This window comes from Leifsonia sp. T36S-04 (genome assembly GCF_042465655.1).
Classification (GTDB): domain Bacteria; phylum Actinomycetota; class Actinomycetes; order Actinomycetales; family Microbacteriaceae; genus Leifsonia.
The window spans coordinates 2,325,888-2,342,042 of record NZ_CP146286.1; the positions used below are offsets into that span (position 1 = coordinate 2,325,888).

A 16,155-nucleotide genomic window follows, 5' to 3' on the forward strand; every position below is an offset into this window, starting at 1 on the left:
CCTACGCTCGGGTTCGTGACCGCTGTCGTCCTCCTTCTTCTGCTCGCGAGCGCCGCCGTGGGGCTGGCCTACGCCTTCCCCGCCGTCCGCCGCGAACTCCCCACAGCCCTGTTCGCCAGCGCGGCGCTCGTGATGGTCCTCGCGGCCGTCGGTGTCTCCACGATCGACGGCCCTCTGCCTCCGGCCGCGCTGTGGTGGGTCGCGATCGCTGCGCTGCTCGCCGCGAGCCTGGGCGGCGCGCCGGTGGTGGATGAAGTGCTCGCCCTGATCCCGCCGGACCCCGATCGCGCTCCCCCGTCCCTCCCCGCCTTCGACTGGGCCGGAGTCGCCGAACGGTTCGGGTTCGTGCTCGCCCTGCTCCTCGGCCTGCCGGAGGTCGCGGCCGTCCTCCTGGCGGTGCAGGCGCTCGGCATCGTCGCCACCCGCTCGCACAGCGGCTCGGCGGGGGTGCGCGTGCTCGGCACGCTGGTCGGTGCCGGCTGGGCTCTGCTGTGCTTCGCCTCTTGGTGGCTCGCGTCGCGGTGACGCTCCCAGCTCAGGGCTACAGGCCTGATACCATATCCATCAGGCGCAGAGGCCTGATACAATCAGTATCAGGATCTGAAGCCTGACGAAGGGGCCCACATGTTCGTCGTGACAGCCGACCAAGTCGATAGCCGGGGACGCGCCGACCTCGTCGGGCCGACCCTCGCCTCGATCGCGCAGCGCTTCGGATCCCGGCTGACCCTACCCCCCGACCGAAATGCCGGCGATGAAGTACAGGTACTCACGGACGACGCCGCGACCGCCTTCGACCTCATCCTTTCGCTCACGCGAGACGGCTCCTGGAGCACCGGACTAGGGCTTGGCACGGTCCGGCGCCCCCTTCCCGAACACACCCGCGAGGCGAGCGGAGACGCTTTCGTCGCCGCGCGTGCGGCGGTCGACCGCGCGAAACGTAGCCCCAGCCGGCTCGCGGTCGCCGCGATCCGGGCACCCGAGCCCGCCGCTGACGCAGAGGCGATGCTGGCGCTCCTGCTGACGCTGCGGGAGGGACGCACTGCCGCTGGGTGGCAGCTCTACGACCTGGTGACCAGCGGGCTGACGCAGGCACAGGCTGCCGAACGGCTCGGGATCACCCCACAGTCCGCAAGCGACCGCGCCCGCGCCGCGGCCCTCCGCGTCGAACTGGCCGCTCATCCAGCACTCGTTAGGCTGTTGGCGCACGCCGACGCCGCACAGGCGGATGCCGCCGACGCCGAGGAGGATGCATGACGAGCTGGGGGCCGGTACCCGTGCTGCTGGGTCAGATCCTTCCGCACGCTCTGTGGGCCGTTGCGCTTGTCCTGCTCGTCGCCTCCCTCGGATGCATCGCGGCGACTCTCCAGGCGCCGCGACGTCTCCTTGTCTACTGTGCGACCGGGCTACTCGCTGCTGCCTTCGTCATCGTGCTGAACCCAGGGCAGCAGGCGCCGCTGGTTTACCGGGTGCTCATCGGAATCACGGTGCTTGCTCTCGCGGCCCTCGGCGGATGGCCCGCCTCGCAACTGGTCCTCGCCTTGGCGACGAGGAGCAGCACCCGTCCGAGCCCGCATGACGGCATCCTCGTTCCTGCACTCACAGCCGAGGGCGAGACGACGACGCGCGAGGTCCTGCGCGGAGGCACCACCATCGGCGTACTCGAGCGTCTAGCCGCGGCAGGGACGATCATGGCGGGCTTCCCCGAAGGTCTTGCCGTGCTTATCGCCATCAAAGGCGTCGGTAGGTTCACCGAGCTGGCCGAGGCTGAGGCGCGCGAACGGTTCATCATCGGGACGCTGACCAGCATCATCTGGGCGTGCGCCTGCGCTGGCATCTTCCTAATCGTCACCGGCTGAGCCTGGAGTCCACGAGGCGGAGCGTCGATCGTGCTGCGTCCTCATCCGTGGGCACGGGGGTGCCGCTTGTAGGCCGAGACCGTCGGGTCGCCGGGCAGCCAGTAACGCCACGGGAACGCGAGACCGCCTCCCGGGCCCGACACTCCGGTCCGCGGGCCGGTGGCGTACTCGGCCTGCTCGGTCGGCAACTCGATCTCGAACGGCGGGCTGAACAGGTCGGCTCCGTCGTCGGCGAGGCTCATCCCCGCTGCCACCACCAGTCGCGCGGGACCGCGGGCGAGGTCGCGGTGCGGGATGCTGCGCCCGCTCGCGCCCACACGCCGATGCTCCGCGAGGTCCTCGCCGTCGATGACCTCCGCCGCGCGCAGCAGCACGGCCGTCGCCTCCCCCTCGGGCGAGCACACGACGTTGGCGCAGACGTGCATCCCATAGGTGAAGTACGTGTACACATGGCCGGGCGGGCCGTACATGACACCGTTGCGCTTGGTGCGGCCGCGGAAGGCGTGCGAGCCCGGGTCGAGCCCGTCGCCGATGTACGCCTCCACCTCAGTGATGCGCAGGGCGACCGTCCCCTCCGGCGAGTCGTGGCGCAGCACAGCGCCCAGCAGGCGCGGGGCGACCTCCAGCGACGACGCCAGGAACTCGTCGCGCGCGGGCCGGTACAGCGTCACGTCAGAAGATCCGGCCGCCCGCGGCGACGGCCACGATCAGACCGACCACGATCACCGCGACGGCGACCACCACGATCGCCGTGATGATCCAGGGACGTCGGCGTTCCGGCTCGAATCGCGCCATCAGACCAGGTCCCTTCTCGTCGACCTCAGCGCCAGCGTGGCCTTGCGGACATGGTCGGTCAGCGCAGCGAGCTGCTCGGCGACGCGGTCGGGTGCCGTGCCCCCCACGCCGTCGCGGCTGGCGACCGAGCCCTCGACAGTCAGCACCGTCCGCACGTCGGGCGTCAGCAGCGGCGAGACAGCGGCGAGCTGCTCGTCGGACACCTCGTGCAGTTCGAGCCCGTTCTCCTCCGCGACGCGCACCAGGCTGCCGCTGAGTTCGTGCGCGACCCGGAACGGCACGTGCTGCTTGACCAGCCACTCCGCCACATCGGTGGCGAGCGAGAAGCCCTGCGGGGCGAGCTCGGCCATCCGCTCGATGTTGAAGCGCATGGTCGCCACCATCCCGGCGAAGGCCGGGAGCACCGTCTCGAGGGTGCGGACGGAGTCGAACACCGGCTCCTTGTCCTCCTGAAGGTCACGGTTGTACGCCAGCGGCAGCCCCTTGAGCGTCGTGAGCAGCCCGGTGGCGTTGCCGATCAGGCGGCCCGCCTTGCCGCGGGCGAGCTCCGCGATGTCGGGGTTCTTCTTCTGCGGCATGATCGACGATCCGGTCGAGTAGCCGTCGTCGAGCGTGACGAAACCGAACTCCCGCGTGTTCCACAGGATGATCTCCTCGGCGAACCGGGAGAGGTCGACACCGATCTGGGCGGCGACGTACGCGAACTCGGCCACCACATCCCGTGCGGCCGTGCCGTCGATGGAGTTCTCGGAGCTGCGAGCGAAGCCCAGCTCCCGGGCCACCAGCGCTGGGTCGAGCCCCAAGGTCGAGCCGGCCAGGGCACCGGAGCCGTAGGGCGAGACGTTCGCCCGCACATCCCAATCGGCCAGTCGCTCCAGGTCGCGCACCAGCGGCCAGCAGTGCGCGAGCAGGTGGTGTGCGAGCAGCACGGGCTGCGCGTGCTGCAGGTGAGTGCGACCCGGCATCACGGCGGTCGGATGCGCGCCCGCCTGCGACGCGATGGCGTCGACCAGAGCGATCAGCTGCTCGGCGACGACGCCGGCGTGATCGCGGAGGTACAGTCGGATGAGGGTGGCGATCTGGTCGTTGCGGCTGCGGCCGGCCCGCAGCTTGCCGCCCAACTCGGCGCCCGCGCGGTCGATGAGGCCGCGCTCCAGCGCTCCGTGCACGTCCTCGTCGCTCTCAGCCGCGGTGAAGGCGCCGGATGCGACGTCGCGGTCGAGCTCGTCGAGGGCGGAGAGCATCCCGTCGAGCTCCTCCGGCGTCAGATACCCGGCGGCGGCGAGCGCACGGGCGTGCGCCCGCGAGCCGGCGATGTCGTACGCCGCGAGCTCCCAGTCGAAGTGCGTCGACTTGCTGAGCGCCGCGAGCTCGGGCGACGGACCGCCGGCGAACCGGCCGCCCCAGAGCGAGCCTTCGCCGGTCTTGCCGACGCCCGTCGTCTCCTCCGTCATGCGCCGGCCTCCACGGTGACGTTCTTCTCCAGCAGCCAGGCGAGCAGCGCCTTCTGCGCGTGCAGGCGGTTCTCGGCCTCGTCCCAGACCACCGACTGCGGCCCGTCGAGCACCTCCGCACTGACCTCGTAGCCGCGGTACGCCGGGAGGCAGTGCAGGAAGATCGCGTCGGGGTCGGCGAGTCCCATCAGCCGGGAGTCGACCGTGTAGTCGCCGAAGACGGTCACGCGCTCGGCCTTCTCGTCCTCCTTGCCCATCGACACCCACGTGTCGGTGACCATGACATCCGCACCTGTCGCAGCTTCTGCCGGGTCGGTCATCACCGCCACCGAACCTCCGGTCCGCTCGGCGATCGCCGTCGCGTCGGCGACGATCGCCGCATCCGGAGCGTAGCCGGCGGGCGCCGCGATGCGGACGTGCATCCCGGCCGTCGCACCGCCGAGCAGATACGAGTGCGCCATGTTGTTCGCACCGTCGCCGAAGTAGCTCATGGTGAGTCCCTCCGTGCGGCCCTTGTGCTCACGCACGGTCAGCAGGTCGGCCAGGATCTGGCACGGGTGGAAGTCGTCCGACAGCGCGTTGACGACCGGGACCCGCGTCCCTTCGGCCATCTCCTCGAGCCCCGACTGAGCGTAGGTGCGCCAGACGATCGCAGCGACCATCCGCTCCAGCACCCGTGCGGTATCGGCCAGCGACTCCTTTCCGCCCAGCTGGCTCTCGCCGCTCTGGATGATGAGGGGGCTGCCACCGAGGTCCGCGATGCCCACGGCGAACGAGACGCGGGTGCGCGTCGAGGTCTTGTCGAAGATCACGGCGACGGTCTGCGGGCCGGCCAGCGGCGTCGCCCGGAAGCGGTCGCGCTTGAGGTCGGCCGCGAGGGACAGGACCTCGGCCTGCTCGGCGGGCGAGAGGTCGTCGTCGCGAAGGAAGTGCCGGGTCATACTGCCCGCCCTTTCATGGTGCAGGAGGAGGTGGTCAGGGAGGTCAGACGGACGCGAGTGCGCGTCCGAAGCGTTCGCGGAAGTCGGCGAGCTCCGCGTCGCCCACGATCAGCGGCGGCGCCAGCCGGATGCTCGACTCGTTGGGCGCGTTGATGATCAGCCCGTGGGTCAGCGCGACATCCGCGAGGCGGTGCGCCTCTCCGTCGGTCAGACCGATGCCGATCAACAGTCCGTGGCCGCGAACCTCGCCGATGAGCGGCGAATCGTAGGAGCGGATGATCTGCTTCAGCTCCTCCCCGCGACGCGCCGCGTTGCCGACCAGGTCGGAGCTCTCGATCTCGGCGAGGACCGCGTTGCCTGCTGCGGTGGCGAGCGGATTGCCGCCGAAGGTCGATCCGTGCTGCCCCTGCGTGAACAGGTCGGACGCCCACCCGAACGTGACGAGCGCGCCGATCGGCACGCCGCCGGCGATGCCCTTCGCGACGGTGACCGCATCCGGGACGATCCCCGAGTGCTGGTAGGCGAACCACTGGCCGGTGCGTCCCACACCGGTCTGGATCTCGTCGACGATGAGCAGCGCGCCGTGCTGCTCCGTCAGCTCCCTGGCCCGCCGGAGGAAGCCGTGGGGGAGGTCCAGCACCCCGGCCTCGCCCTTGATGGGCTCAACGAACAGGGCGGCCACGTGGTCGTCGATGGCCGCCTCCAGCGCTGCGATCGTGGAGTCGATGTGCACGACGCCGCCCGGCAACGGCTCGAACGCCTCCCGCATCGGCGGCTTGCCGGTGAGAGCGAGCGAGCCCATGGTGCGCCCGTGGAACGCGTTGTTCAGGGCGAGAACGCGCGTGCGGCGGCCGTGCGGACCGCGGTTGAGGCGGGCCAGCTTGAAGGCCGCTTCGTTCGCCTCCGCACCCGAGTTGCCGAACAGCACGCGCCCCTGATCGCCCGCGCCCGTGATGGTGCGCAGACGGTTCGCCAGCTCGATCTGCGGCGGGGTCGAGAAGTAGTTGGACACGTGCGCGAGCGTCCCGATCTGCCGGCTGACCGCGTCGACGAGCGCGGGATGCGCGTGCCCGAGCGAATTCACCGCGATGCCCGCCAGGAAGTCGAGGTACTCGTTGCCGTCGACATCCCAGACCCGGGCGCCCTCGCCGCGCACCAGCATCAGCTTCGGCGTCGCCAGCGTCCGCATCATCGCGTTCCCGTACGGTGCCTTCCAGCCGCCGTCGCGCCACTGCGCGGTATCCGCGTCGATGTTCTCTCCCAGGACCTCGCTCACGCGGGCACCACCTCCGTACCGATTCCGGACTGCGTGAACACCTCGAGCAGGATCGAGTGCGGCACCCGCCCATCGATGATCGCCGCCTTCTCCACTCCCCCGTCGACCGCGTCCAGGCAGGCCGCCATCTTCGGGATCATGCCCGACTCGAGCGTCGGGAGCAGCTCCCGCAGCTCGTCCGCGCCGATCTTCGAGAGCAGCGAATCACGGTTCGGCCAGTCCCGGTAGAGGCCGGCCACATCCGTCAGGATCACGAGCTTCGCGGCGCCGAGCGCGACCGCGAGCGCGGCGGCGGCGGCGTCGGCGTTGACGTTGAGCGCCTGCCCAGCATCGTCGATGTCCGGCGCGATCGACGACACGACCGGGATGCGGCCGGCGGCGAGCTGCGTCAGCACGGCCTCCGGGTCGACCGCGACGACGTCGCCGACGAGCCCGAGGTCGACCTCCTCGCCGTCGATCACCGCGGCGCGGCGACGGCCCTGGAACAGAGCCGCGTCCTCGCCCGAGAGACCGGAGGCGAGCGGACCGTGCTTGTTGATGTTGCCGACGATGTCGCGGTTGATCCGGCCGGTGAGGACCATGCGGACCACCTCCATCGTCTCCGGGGTCGTCACGCGGTAGCCGCCGCGGAACTCCGACGGGATGCCGAGCCGCTCGAGCATCGCCGAGATCTGCGGGCCGCCGCCGTGGACGACGACCGGGCGGATGCCGGCGTAGCGCAGATAGACCATGTCCTCGGCGAAGGTGCGTTGCAGCTCCTCGCTGACCATGGCGTTGCCGCCGAACTTCACCACGATGATGCGGTCGTGGAACGTCTTCAGCCACGGCAGCGACTCGATCAGCGTCGCCGCCTTCGTGGCGGCCGCCTCGCGATCGAGCGCCTCGTCGGACAGCTCGTCCGTGTCGTCGATGGTCATGTCTGGCATCTCGTCCGTCCCCATCAGCTCGCGTACGCGCTGTTCTCGTGCACGTAGTCGTGGGTGAGATCGTTGGTCAGGATGGTCGCCGTCTCGTCGCCCGCGTGCAGGTCGATCAGGATGTGCGCCTTGCGCGGCGTCAGATCCACCAGCTCCCGGGGCCGGTCGGGCTCGCCCGCCGTGCACACCTGGACGCCGTTGATCGCAACGTCGATGCCGTACGGATCGAACTCGGCGTCGGTGGTGCCGGCCGCGGCGAGCACGCGGCCCCAGTTGGGGTCGTTTCCGAAGATGGCCGCCTTGAAGAGATTGCTGCGCGAGACCGCTCGCGCAACGGTCACCGCGTCATCCTCCGTTCGCGCGTTCACGACCTCGATCGCCACGTCGTGCGAGGCGCCCTCGGCGTCCGCCTGCAGCTGCTCGGCGAGGTCACGGCAGAGCGCGGTCAGGGCGCGTGCGAACTCCGCTTCGTCCGGTGCCACGCCGCTCGCGCCGGATCCGAGCAACGCGACCGTGTCGTTCGTCGACATGCAGCCGTCGGAGTCGAGCCGGTCGAAGGTGACACGCGTGGCCGAGCGCAGGGCCCGATCCAACTGCCCCGAGTCGAGGACCGCGTCGGTGGTGAGGACGACGAGCATGGTCGCGAGCCCGGGCGCCAGCATCCCGGCGCCCTTCGCCATGCCGCCGACGGTCCAGCCGTCCGGGGACCGGTACTCGGCCTGCTTGGGCCGGGTGTCGGTGGTCATGATCGCCTCCGCGGCGCCGAGGCCCGCATCGGACGCGAGCGCGCCGGACGCGACCGAGACGCCCGCGAGCAGCTTGTCGAGGGGCAGCTGCTCGCCGATGAGACCCGTGGAGCAGACCAGCACGTCGCCGGCGGAGATGCCCAGCTTCCCGGCCACGGCCTCCGCCGTCGCGTGGGTGGTCTGGAACCCCTGGGCGCCCGTGTAGCAGTTGGCGCCGCCGGAGTTCAGGACGATGGCCGACACGACGCCGTCCTGGATCACCTGCTCGCTCCACAGCACGGGATTCGCCTTGCAGCGATTGGTCGTGAACACGGCGGCCGCGGCGTTCAGCGGGCCACGGTTCTGCACGAGCGCGAGGTCGCGCTTGCCGCTCGACTTGAGTCCGGCGACGACGCCCGCGGCGGAGAATCCGGATGCGGCTGTGACACTCACGGTGCGACCCCGTTCACGGTCAGGCCCGCGGTCTCGTCGAGACCGAGAGCGATGTTCACGGACTGGATGGCGGCTCCGGCCGTCCCCTTGTACAGGTTGTCGAGGGCGAGCACGGTCACCACGCGTCCGGCGGCCTCGTCGAGCGCGACGCCGATCAGCACGGTGTTCGCCCCCAGGACATCGGAGGTGCGCGGGAGGGTCCCCGCCGGGAGAACCTGAACGAACGGTTCGCCGGCGTACGCGGCCTCCCAGACCGCCTGCACCTGCTCGGCCGTCACGCCGGGCTTCACCCGTGCGGTCGACGTGGCGAGGATGCCGCGCGACATCGGCACGAGCACGGGCGTGAACGAGACGGTCGGCGCGGTCGCGCCCGATTTGCGGAGGTTCTGCTGGATCTCGGGGATGTGGCGGTGCGTCCCTCCCACCCCGTACGGGTTGGCCGAGCCGAGGATCTCGCTCGCCAGGTACATCGTCTTCAGCGACTTGCCTGCGCCCGACGGGCCGACGGCGAGCACAGCGACGATGTCCCGGTCCTCGATCAGGCCGGCGGCGATGCCGGGGGCGAGAGCCAGCGAGACAGCGCTGGCGTTGCAGCCAGGTGCGGCGATGCGCCGGGCGCCGACGAGGTTGGTGCGCTGCTTCGCGGCGTCCGCGGCGACGGCCGCGGTGCCGGGCGTCGCGGGCGTCACCAGCGGGAGCTCGGGCACGCCGTACGCCCAGGCGCCGAAGTGCTCGCCGCCGTAGAAGGCCGCCCAGTCGGCCGGATCCTCCAGCCGGTGGTCGGCTCCGCAGTCGACCACGATCGTCTCGTCGGGCAGCTGCGCGGCGATTTCGCCCGACGCTCCATGCGGGAGCGCCAGGAACACCACATCGTGACCCGCCAGGTTGGCGGCCGACGTCTCCTGGAGCGTCAGGTGGGCGAGCGAGCGGAGGTGCGGCTGGTGGGCGATCAGCGGGTGCCCGGCGTTCTGGTGCGCGGTGACTGTGCGGATCTCGAAATCCGGGTGACCGGCGAGGATGCGCAGCAGCTCACCACCCGCGTATCCGGAGGCGCCTGCGACGGCGACCGAGAAAGTCATGCTTCTTTCCTTTTCGTGTGGACGACGTGAGTCTCGGCGACGGCGACGCCCCACGTCGATCCGCACAGGACCGCCCGGAACGCCGCCTAGCTTCGGCGGTCGCGCAGGCGTCGGCGCAGAGCGCGGGCGGCGAATGCCGCACGCGTCGAAGCGGTGCACCGGACGGAAAGCATGGGACAACCCTAGCGCTCCCTCCCCGCCCGTCACCAAATCCGGCCATCGGTGCTGTGCGCCTTCACCCGGGACGACGAACGCCGCCGTTCGTAACGAGCGCTGGGGGTCGCGCAGCGGCGCAGGTTACGAACGCCGGCATTCACACCGGTGACGGGAGGGAGGCGCCCGCCTTACTCGCGGATGGCCGCGCCGTAGAGCTCGGCGGCGCGGGCGGACCCGGCCAGTTTGGCCTCGCTCGCCTCGGCGGCAGTGAGCGTGCGGTCGACGGCACGGAACCGCAGCGCGAACGTGAGGCTCTTGCGCCCCTCCGGGAGGCCGGCGCCGCGGTAGTCGTCCACGAGCCGGATGTCTTCCAGCAGTGTTCCGGCACCCTCGCGGACCGCACCGAGCACGTCGCCCGCGGGCACCTCGGACGGGACCACCAGCGAGAGGTCCTGTGTCGCCGCCGGGAATCCGGCGATCACGCCCGCGATGGTGTCCGCCGGCGCCACCGCCATGAGCGCGTCGAGGTCGAGTTCGAACACCGCGACGACGCGGGGCAGGTCGAGCTCGTGTGCGAGAGCCGGCAGCAGCTCGCCGGCGTGGCCCACGGGCACCCGAGCGCCGTCGGCGGCGACCGCCACCAGCTGGGCCGTGCGGCCCGGGTGGAGCGCCTGGTGCGAGGACTGCACGAGGTCGACGGTCACACCGACGGCGGCTGCGGTCTGGCGGACCATGTCGAGCGCGTCGATGAGTCCGGCGGGCACTGCGGGCATCCCGGGCTGCTTGTCGACGGCATCGCCCACGACGACGCCGGCGAGGCGCCGTGGCTGCGCCGGGATGCCCGCGTTCAGCCCGGCGAGCACCTCGGCTCCGGGCAGCGCGGCCCCGGGCGGCAGCGTCTCGCTGCCGATGGAGCCGTCGGACGGCCGGAACACGGTGCCCAGCTCGTACACGCGCAGGTCGACGAGACCGCGCGCGAGGTTGCGCTTCGCCACCTCGAGCAAGCCGGGCAGCAACGAGGTGCGCAGGTAGGGAGCGGTCGCGTCGAGGGGGTTGGCCAGCCGGACCGCGGGTACGTGACCGACCGGTTCGGCGGATCCGAACAGGTCGTTCTGCGCGGCGCTCACGAACGGGAACGCCAGCACCTCGGTTCCGCCGTTGTCGGCGAGCGTCTGGGCGACGGCACGACGGAGTCGCTGTTCGCGGGTCAGGCCACGGCCCGGAGGCGCGACGGGAAGGACGGACGGGATGCGGTCGTACCCGACGATGCGGGCCACTTCCTCCGCCAGGTCGGACTTGTCGCGCAGATCGGGTCGCCAGGTCGGGGGCGCCACGAGCAGGGCGCCATCGGTCTCGGTCACTCCGCCGCCGATCTCGGCGAGAGCGCCACGGATCTCGTCGTCGGTGAATTCGACGCCGATGAGCGCGGCCAGGTAGCCGTCCGGGAGGCGGATCGCGTCGGCGGTCTCGGAGTCGTCGAGCAGCGACCCGAGATCGTCAGCCGTCCCGCCCGCGAGCTGCTCGAGCAGCTGAACGACGCGTCCCGCCGCAGCGACCGCGACCTTCGGGTCAACTCCGCGCTCGAAGCGCTTGGACGCCTCGCTCGGCAGCTTGTGGCGGCGGGCGGTGCGCGCGATCGACACCGGATCGAAGTTCGCGGCTTCGATGAGGACGTTGCGCGTGTCCGGGCCGATCTCGGTGGAGGCGCCACCCATGACGCCGGCGAGACCGATCGCACCGGAACCGTCGGTGATGACGAGGTCTTCCGCGTCGAGGGTGCGGGTCTGGTCGTCGAGCGTGACCAGCTTCTCCCCCGCCGTCGCACGCCGCACGATGATGCCGCCGGTGAGCTTGTCGAGGTCGTAGCCGTGGATCGGCTGGCCCAGTTCGAGCATCACGTAGTTGGTGATGTCGACGATGAGCGAGATCGAGCGGATGCCGGCAAGCGTGAGCCGGGCGATCATCCACGGCGGCGTCGGGCGGCTGCCTTCGACGTCGCGCACGACACGGGTGACGAACACGCTCGCCCCGACGCGGCCGCGGATCGGCGCGGCGTCGTCGATCGCGACGCTGAAGCCACTCGCGTGATCGACGCTGACCGGCACCGCATCCGCCGGATCGCGGAATGCTGCGCCCGTCGCGTGCGAGTACTCACGGGCGATGCCGCGGATCGAGAAGGCATAGCCGCGGTCGGGGGTGACGTTCACCTCGACGGCGGCGTCGTCGAGGCCCAGCAGTGCCACGGCGTCGGTACCGACCTCCGGGTCGAGACCGAGCGTGCTGAGTCGCAGGATGCCGTCGTGCTCGTCGCCCAGACCGAGCTCTCGCGCCGACGCGATCATGCCGTCGGAGACGTGGCCGTAGGTCTTGCGCGCGGCGATGGGGAACGGACCGGGCAGCACCGCACCCGGCAGCGTGACGACGACCTTGTCGCCCTCGAAGAAGTTGCGGGCGCCGCAGACGATGCCGCGCACGTCGGCGCCGCCGTCGGCCGCGGACTGACCCTCGGGCGCGACGCGCACCTGGCACCAGCGGATGGTCTTGCCGTTGGTCTGCGGCTCCTCCACGAACTCCAGCACCTGGCCGACCACGATGGGACCGGACAGCTCGAAGGTGTGGATCTCCTCCTCTTCGAGTCCGACCGACACGAGGGCGGCGTGCACCTCCTCGGGCGTCGTTCCGGGCTCCAGGTCGACGAACTCGCCGAGCCAACTCAGGGGGACGCGCATCAGACCACCATTCCGAACTGCTGAGAGAACCGGACATCGCCCTCGGCCATGTCACGCATGTCTTTGACGTCGTTGCGGAACATCAGCGCTCGCTCCACGCCCATCCCGAACGCGAAGCCCGAGTAGACATCGGGGTCGATGCCCGCCGACCGCAGCACGTTGGGGTTCACCATCCCGCAGCCGCCCCACTCGATCCACCGCGCACCGCCCGCGAAGGTCGGGTGCCACAGGTCGAGCTCGGCACTGGGCTCGGTGAACGGGAAGTAGTTGGGGCGGAGGCGCACACGTGCCTCCTCGCCGAACAGCGACTTGACGAAGTGATCGAGGGTGCCGCGCAGGTGCGCCATGGTGAGGCCCTTGTCGACCGCGATGCCCTCGGTCTGCGTGAAGACCGGCAGGTGGGTCGCGTCGAACTCATCGGTGCGGTACACCCGGCCGGGCGCGATGCGGTACACGGGGAGGTCGTCGCCGAGCAGGGCGCGCAGCTGCACCGGCGAGGTGTGCGTACGCATCACGAGGTGGGCGTCCGTCGGCTCGACGAAGAACGTGTCCTGCATCGCCCGCGCGGGGTGGTCGGCGTCGAAGTTCAGCGCGTCGAAGTTGTACCACTCGCTCTCGAGCTCCGGGCCCTCTGCGACCTCCCAGCCCATGCCGACGAAGACGTCGGCGATGCGCTCCTGGAGCAGGCTCAGCGGGTGGCGGGCACCGGGCGTCCAACGGGAGGGCAGCGCCGTCACGTCGACGGTCTCGGCGGCGAGCTGGGCCGCCTCTTCCGCCCGAGCGATCTCGGCCTCTTTGGCGGTGAATGTCTGGGCCACACGTGCGCGTGCGCCACCGACCAGCTTGCCCGCGGCGGCCTTCTGGTCGCCGGGGAGGGAGCGGATGCTCGCATTGAGTCGTGCGAGCGGCGAGCCCTCTGCCGTGTGGTCGTGGCGCACCGTCTTCAAGGACGCCGAGTCGTTCGCGGCGTCGATCGCGGCAAGGGCCGCGCCGACCGCCGCCTCGACGGCGGATTCGGTGATCTCCGTGGTATCTGACACGGTCACCCAGTCTAGTCGGCGCTCACGTCGCCTCCCGGACTTCGATCGAGTCTGTGGAGAGCCCCGAATGACTGTGGATGACCGGTGTCAGGTGCGCTGCGCGAACGCCGATTCGTAGAGGCAGACCGAGGCGGCCGTGGCGAGATTCATCGACTCGGCCCGGCCGTAGATCGGCACCGTGACCACGCGGTCCACCAGCTCCAGCAGCTCGTCGGCCAGACCGTGAGCTTCGTTTCCGAAGACCCAGGCCGTCGGCCGCGCGAGCTCGCCGTCACGGCGAGCCGCGAGAAGGTCCTCGCCCTTGATGTCGGCCGCCAGCACCTGGAGGCCGGCCGAATGGGCGCGGCCGATCACATCCGCCAGATCCGCGCCGACGGCCACGGGGACGTGGAACAGGGACCCGGTCGTCGAGCGGACCACCTTCGGGTTGTACAGGTCGACGGTCCGGCCGGTCAGTACGACGGCGTCGGCGCCGGCCGAGTCGGCGGCGCGGATGATGGTCCCCGCATTGCCGGGGTCGCGCACCTCCTCCAGAATCGCGACGAGCTTCGGATCGCCGGTGAGGATGTCCCGGATCGAGGTGGGGAACTGACGGGCGACCGCCACGAAACCCTGCGGAGTGACGGTGTCGGCCATCGCATCCAGGACCTGCTCGGAGACGAACTCGACCTCGAGGTCGACGTCGTCCGCTGCGCGGCCGATCTCCGGATACCGCTCCAGCGCGGTCGGCGTCGCGAACAGGTCGACGAGGAGCTCGGGCCGGAAGGCGATGGCCTCGGCCACGGCCTGCGGCCCTTCGAGAAGGAACAGCCCCGTCTCAGCGCGGGCGGAACGCTTGGCAAGCTTGGCAACGGCCCTGACGCGCGGTGAGCGCGGGTTGTCCAGCATGGCACCAGCATATGGGCCATTGATCCAAACAGCCGTCCGTCTCGTGTTAAGGACAACCAGATGGAGGCTGAACGATGAGAAGACTCGCGGGAATGGCACTGATCGGGGGCGGCGCGGCGGTCGCACTCGGGCTCGGGACGGCGGCGGCGGTCGCCGCGACAGGCGACGGGAGGGACGACAGGCCGGCGGTGGTGCAGACCGTGACCCCGGCCCCGGCGGCGCCGACGGACGACCGCGGAACAGACGACCCCGCCACCCACGACGTCGGCGACGACCACGGCGTGGACAACCCCGCCACCCACGACGTCGGCGACGACCACGGCGTCGACGACCCCGCCACCCACGACGTCGGCGACGACCACGGTTCGGGCGGCCACGGCGCCGAAGACCACGGCTCCGACGACCACGGCTCGGGCGGCCACGGCTCCGACGACTGACGCCCCGGGGACGCCGAAGGGCCCGGCCGACGTGAGTCGACCGGGCCCTTCGTGCGTGTGCGTTACGCGGCGGCGTTCGCCTTCGGAGCCGAGGTGTCGGCCGGAAGAGCCTTCTTGGCGGTCTCGACGAGGGCCGCGAAGGTCGCGGGCTCGGTGATGGCCAGGTCGGCGAGGATGCGACGGTCCACCTCAACGCCCGCCAGGCCCAGGCCCTGGATGAAGCGGTTGTAGGTGAGGCCGTTGGCGCGGGCTGCGGCGTTGATCCGCTGGATCCAGAGGCGGCGGAAGTCGCCCTTCTTCTGGCGGCGGTCACGGTACGCGTAGACGAGGGAGTGGGTGACCTGCTCCTTCGCCTTGCGGTAGAGGCGCGACCGCTGACCGCGGTAGCCCTCGGCGCGCTCGAGGATGACCCGACGCTTCTTGTGGGCGTTGACGGCCCTCTTCACTCTTGCCATTAGTCGATTCCTTAACTACGTCGGGGGGATTACTTGCCGAGCATGCGGCGGATGACCTTGGCATCCACCTCGGGCACGACCTGCTCGGCGTTCAGCCGACGCTTGCGGCTGCTGGACTTGACCTCAAGGTTGTGGCGCATGCCGGACTGCTGCTTCATGACCTTGCCGCTGCCGGTGATCTTGAAGCGCTTCTTGGCGCCGGAGTGGGTCTTCTGCTTGGGCATTACTTCTCCTCGTTCGTCGCCTGGGCGGGCGAACTCTCTTCGGACTGAGCAGCATCCACTGCGTCAGCAACCGGCTCCTGGTCGCGCCCCTGGGCGCGCGCCTTGGAGGCGGCACGTACTGCGTTGGCCTCTTGCTTTGCCTCGGCCTTGTTCTTCATCGGGCTGATGATCATCACCATGTTGCGCCCGTCGATCGTGGGGTTGGACTCGACCGTGCCGAGCTCGGCGACGTCCTCCGCGAAGCGCTGCAGGAGGCGCACACCCTGGTCCGGGCGCGACTGCTCGCGGCCTCGGAAGAGGATCATGGCCTTCACCTTGTCGCCGGCCTTCAGGAAGCCTTCGGCGCGCTTGCGCTTGGTCTCGTAGTCGTGCTTGTCGATCTTGAGGCGGAACCGCACCTCTTTGAGGATGGTGTTCGCCTGGTTGCGCCGGGCCTCCTTGGCCTTCTGCGCAGCCTCGTACTTGAACTTGCCGTAGTCCATGATCTTCGCGACAGGCGGCTTGGAGTTGGGTGCTACTTCGACCAGGTCGAGGTCGGCCTCCTGCGCGAGTCGCAGTGCGACCTCGATCTTGACGACACCGACCTGCTCTCCGCTGGGGCCGACGAGTCGAACTTCGGGGACGCGGATACGGTCATTCGTACGGGGATCGCTGATGTCTGTCTCCTCTGATCAAGCGATGCTTCGGCCACGGACTGTCGGTGACGGTCCGGCGAAAGAGGAGGTTCCAC

At 70.4% G+C, this 16,155-nt stretch carries 18 protein-coding genes; 4 read left to right on the plus strand and 14 right to left on the minus strand.

All coding sequences use genetic code 11. The features are described from left to right. The first annotated feature begins 15 nt into the window (after positions 1–15). The 3 genes from P3F85_RS11330 to P3F85_RS11340 all read left to right on the plus strand — a co-directional run bounded on the left by P3F85_RS11330 (position 16) and on the right by P3F85_RS11340 (position 1,856). Positions 16–525: a hypothetical protein gene (locus P3F85_RS11330; RefSeq protein WP_374007572.1), complete on the plus strand. Its 510-nt coding sequence runs from the start codon at positions 16–18 to the stop codon at positions 523–525. A gap of 99 nt (positions 526–624) precedes the next feature. Then, positions 625–1,254, plus strand: a complete 630-nt coding sequence (locus tag P3F85_RS11335) for a DNA-binding protein (protein WP_374007574.1) — start codon at positions 625–627, stop codon at positions 1,252–1,254. Further along, entirely contained in the window at positions 1,251–1,856 is a 606-nt protein-coding gene (locus P3F85_RS11340) for a hypothetical protein (protein ID WP_374007575.1), read from the plus strand. The genes P3F85_RS11335 and P3F85_RS11340 overlap by 4 nt, the downstream gene beginning before the upstream one ends. 41 nt (positions 1,857–1,897) lie before the next feature. On the opposite strand, the gene P3F85_RS11345 is transcribed toward P3F85_RS11340, so the two are convergent. The 11 genes from P3F85_RS11345 to P3F85_RS11395 form a co-directional block, all read right to left on the minus strand. Beyond that, on the minus strand, positions 1,898–2,527 hold the full coding sequence (locus tag P3F85_RS11345) for a DNA-3-methyladenine glycosylase (RefSeq protein ID WP_374007577.1): 630 nt from the start codon (positions 2,525–2,527) through the stop codon (positions 1,898–1,900). A gap of 1 nt (position 2,528) precedes the next feature. Further along, positions 2,529–2,651, minus strand: a complete 123-nt coding sequence (locus P3F85_RS11350) for a hypothetical protein (RefSeq protein WP_374007579.1) — start codon at positions 2,649–2,651, stop codon at positions 2,529–2,531. Beyond that, positions 2,651–4,105, minus strand: a complete 1,455-nt coding sequence (argH, locus tag P3F85_RS11355; protein ID WP_374007581.1) for an argininosuccinate lyase — start codon at positions 4,103–4,105, stop codon at positions 2,651–2,653. Before argH ends, P3F85_RS11350 begins: the two co-directional genes overlap by 1 nt. Beyond that, the gene (argF, locus tag P3F85_RS11360) at positions 4,102–5,046 is read right to left on the minus strand and encodes an ornithine carbamoyltransferase (protein WP_374007583.1); all 945 of its coding nucleotides are present in this window, start codon (positions 5,044–5,046) and stop codon (positions 4,102–4,104) included. The genes argH and argF overlap by 4 nt, the downstream gene beginning before the upstream one ends. 43 nt (positions 5,047–5,089) lie before the next feature. Then, positions 5,090–6,238, minus strand: a complete 1,149-nt coding sequence (locus P3F85_RS11365; protein ID WP_374010918.1) for an acetylornithine transaminase — start codon at positions 6,236–6,238, stop codon at positions 5,090–5,092. An 80-nt stretch (positions 6,239–6,318) separates the two neighbouring features. After that, complete coding sequence (gene argB / locus P3F85_RS11370; protein ID WP_374007584.1) at positions 6,319–7,239, minus strand: acetylglutamate kinase; 921 nt, start codon at positions 7,237–7,239, stop codon at positions 6,319–6,321. Positions 7,240–7,262: 23 nt separating this feature from the next. Next, positions 7,263–8,417 (minus strand): bifunctional glutamate N-acetyltransferase/amino-acid acetyltransferase ArgJ, encoded by a 1,155-nt coding sequence (gene argJ / locus P3F85_RS11375; RefSeq protein WP_374007586.1) that lies wholly within the window; start codon positions 8,415–8,417, stop codon positions 7,263–7,265. Continuing rightward, positions 8,414–9,496, minus strand: coding sequence for an N-acetyl-gamma-glutamyl-phosphate reductase (gene argC, locus P3F85_RS11380; protein ID WP_374007588.1), 1,083 nt, complete (start codon positions 9,494–9,496; stop codon positions 8,414–8,416). The genes argJ and argC overlap by 4 nt, the downstream gene beginning before the upstream one ends. 344 nt (positions 9,497–9,840) lie before the next feature. Beyond that, positions 9,841–12,381 (minus strand): phenylalanine--tRNA ligase subunit beta, encoded by a 2,541-nt coding sequence (gene pheT / locus P3F85_RS11385; RefSeq protein ID WP_374007589.1) that lies wholly within the window; start codon positions 12,379–12,381, stop codon positions 9,841–9,843. Then, positions 12,381–13,421 (minus strand): phenylalanine--tRNA ligase subunit alpha, encoded by a 1,041-nt coding sequence (gene pheS / locus P3F85_RS11390; RefSeq protein WP_374007591.1) that lies wholly within the window; start codon positions 13,419–13,421, stop codon positions 12,381–12,383. Before pheS ends, pheT begins: the two co-directional genes overlap by 1 nt. 87 nt (positions 13,422–13,508) lie before the next feature. Continuing rightward, a complete protein-coding gene (locus P3F85_RS11395; RefSeq protein ID WP_374007593.1) occupies positions 13,509–14,309 on the minus strand; it encodes a TrmH family RNA methyltransferase in 801 nt (266 codons plus the stop codon). A gap of 92 nt (positions 14,310–14,401) precedes the next feature. On the opposite strand from P3F85_RS11395, the gene P3F85_RS11400 reads away from it, so the two are divergent. Further along, the gene (locus P3F85_RS11400) at positions 14,402–14,746 is read left to right on the plus strand and encodes a hypothetical protein (RefSeq protein ID WP_374007594.1); all 345 of its coding nucleotides are present in this window, start codon (positions 14,402–14,404) and stop codon (positions 14,744–14,746) included. A gap of 62 nt (positions 14,747–14,808) precedes the next feature. Here P3F85_RS11400 and rplT read toward each other — a convergent pair whose 3' ends face one another. Genes rplT through infC form a run of 3 tightly spaced genes read right to left on the minus strand, consistent with a single transcriptional unit; the run spans position 14,809 to position 16,081 of the window. Next, complete coding sequence (gene rplT, locus P3F85_RS11405; protein ID WP_374007596.1) at positions 14,809–15,201, minus strand: 50S ribosomal protein L20; 393 nt, start codon at positions 15,199–15,201, stop codon at positions 14,809–14,811. Positions 15,202–15,230: 29 nt separating this feature from the next. Then, on the minus strand, positions 15,231–15,425 hold the full coding sequence (gene rpmI, locus P3F85_RS11410) for a 50S ribosomal protein L35 (protein ID WP_064111236.1): 195 nt from the start codon (positions 15,423–15,425) through the stop codon (positions 15,231–15,233). Beyond that, positions 15,425–16,081 carry a translation initiation factor IF-3 gene (infC, locus tag P3F85_RS11415; RefSeq protein ID WP_374010919.1) on the minus strand — a complete coding sequence of 219 codons (657 nt, stop codon included), beginning with the start codon at positions 16,079–16,081 and terminating at the stop codon, positions 15,425–15,427. Before infC ends, rpmI begins: the two co-directional genes overlap by 1 nt. Between the last annotated feature and the right edge of the window lie 74 nt (positions 16,082–16,155).

Coding starts and splice junctions, on each gene's coding strand:
- P3F85_RS11400 (WP_374007594.1), top strand. CDS start 14,402: ATGGCACTGATCGGGGGCGGCGCGGCGGTCGCACTCGGGCTCGGGACG.
- argH (WP_374007581.1), bottom strand. CDS start 4,105: ATGACGGAGGAGACGACGGGCGTCGGCAAGACCGGCGAAGGCTCGCTC.
- argC (WP_374007588.1), bottom strand. CDS start 9,496: ATGACTTTCTCGGTCGCCGTCGCAGGCGCCTCCGGATACGCGGGTGGT.
- argF (WP_374007583.1), bottom strand. CDS start 5,046: ATGACCCGGCACTTCCTTCGCGACGACGACCTCTCGCCCGCCGAGCAG.
- rpmI (WP_064111236.1), bottom strand. CDS start 15,425: ATGCCCAAGCAGAAGACCCACTCCGGCGCCAAGAAGCGCTTCAAGATC.
- P3F85_RS11365 (WP_374010918.1), bottom strand. CDS start 6,238: ATGATGCGGACGCTGGCGACGCCGAAGCTGATGCTGGTGCGCGGCGAG.
- P3F85_RS11350 (WP_374007579.1), bottom strand. CDS start 2,651: ATGGCGCGATTCGAGCCGGAACGCCGACGTCCCTGGATCATCACGGCG.
- P3F85_RS11340 (WP_374007575.1), top strand. CDS start 1,251: ATGACGAGCTGGGGGCCGGTACCCGTGCTGCTGGGTCAGATCCTTCCG.
- P3F85_RS11335 (WP_374007574.1), top strand. CDS start 625: ATGTTCGTCGTGACAGCCGACCAAGTCGATAGCCGGGGACGCGCCGAC.
- rplT (WP_374007596.1), bottom strand. CDS start 15,201: ATGGCAAGAGTGAAGAGGGCCGTCAACGCCCACAAGAAGCGTCGGGTC.
- P3F85_RS11395 (WP_374007593.1), bottom strand. CDS start 14,309: ATGCTGGACAACCCGCGCTCACCGCGCGTCAGGGCCGTTGCCAAGCTT.
- pheT (WP_374007589.1), bottom strand. CDS start 12,381: ATGCGCGTCCCCCTGAGTTGGCTCGGCGAGTTCGTCGACCTGGAGCCC.
- argB (WP_374007584.1), bottom strand. CDS start 7,239: ATGACCATCGACGACACGGACGAGCTGTCCGACGAGGCGCTCGATCGC.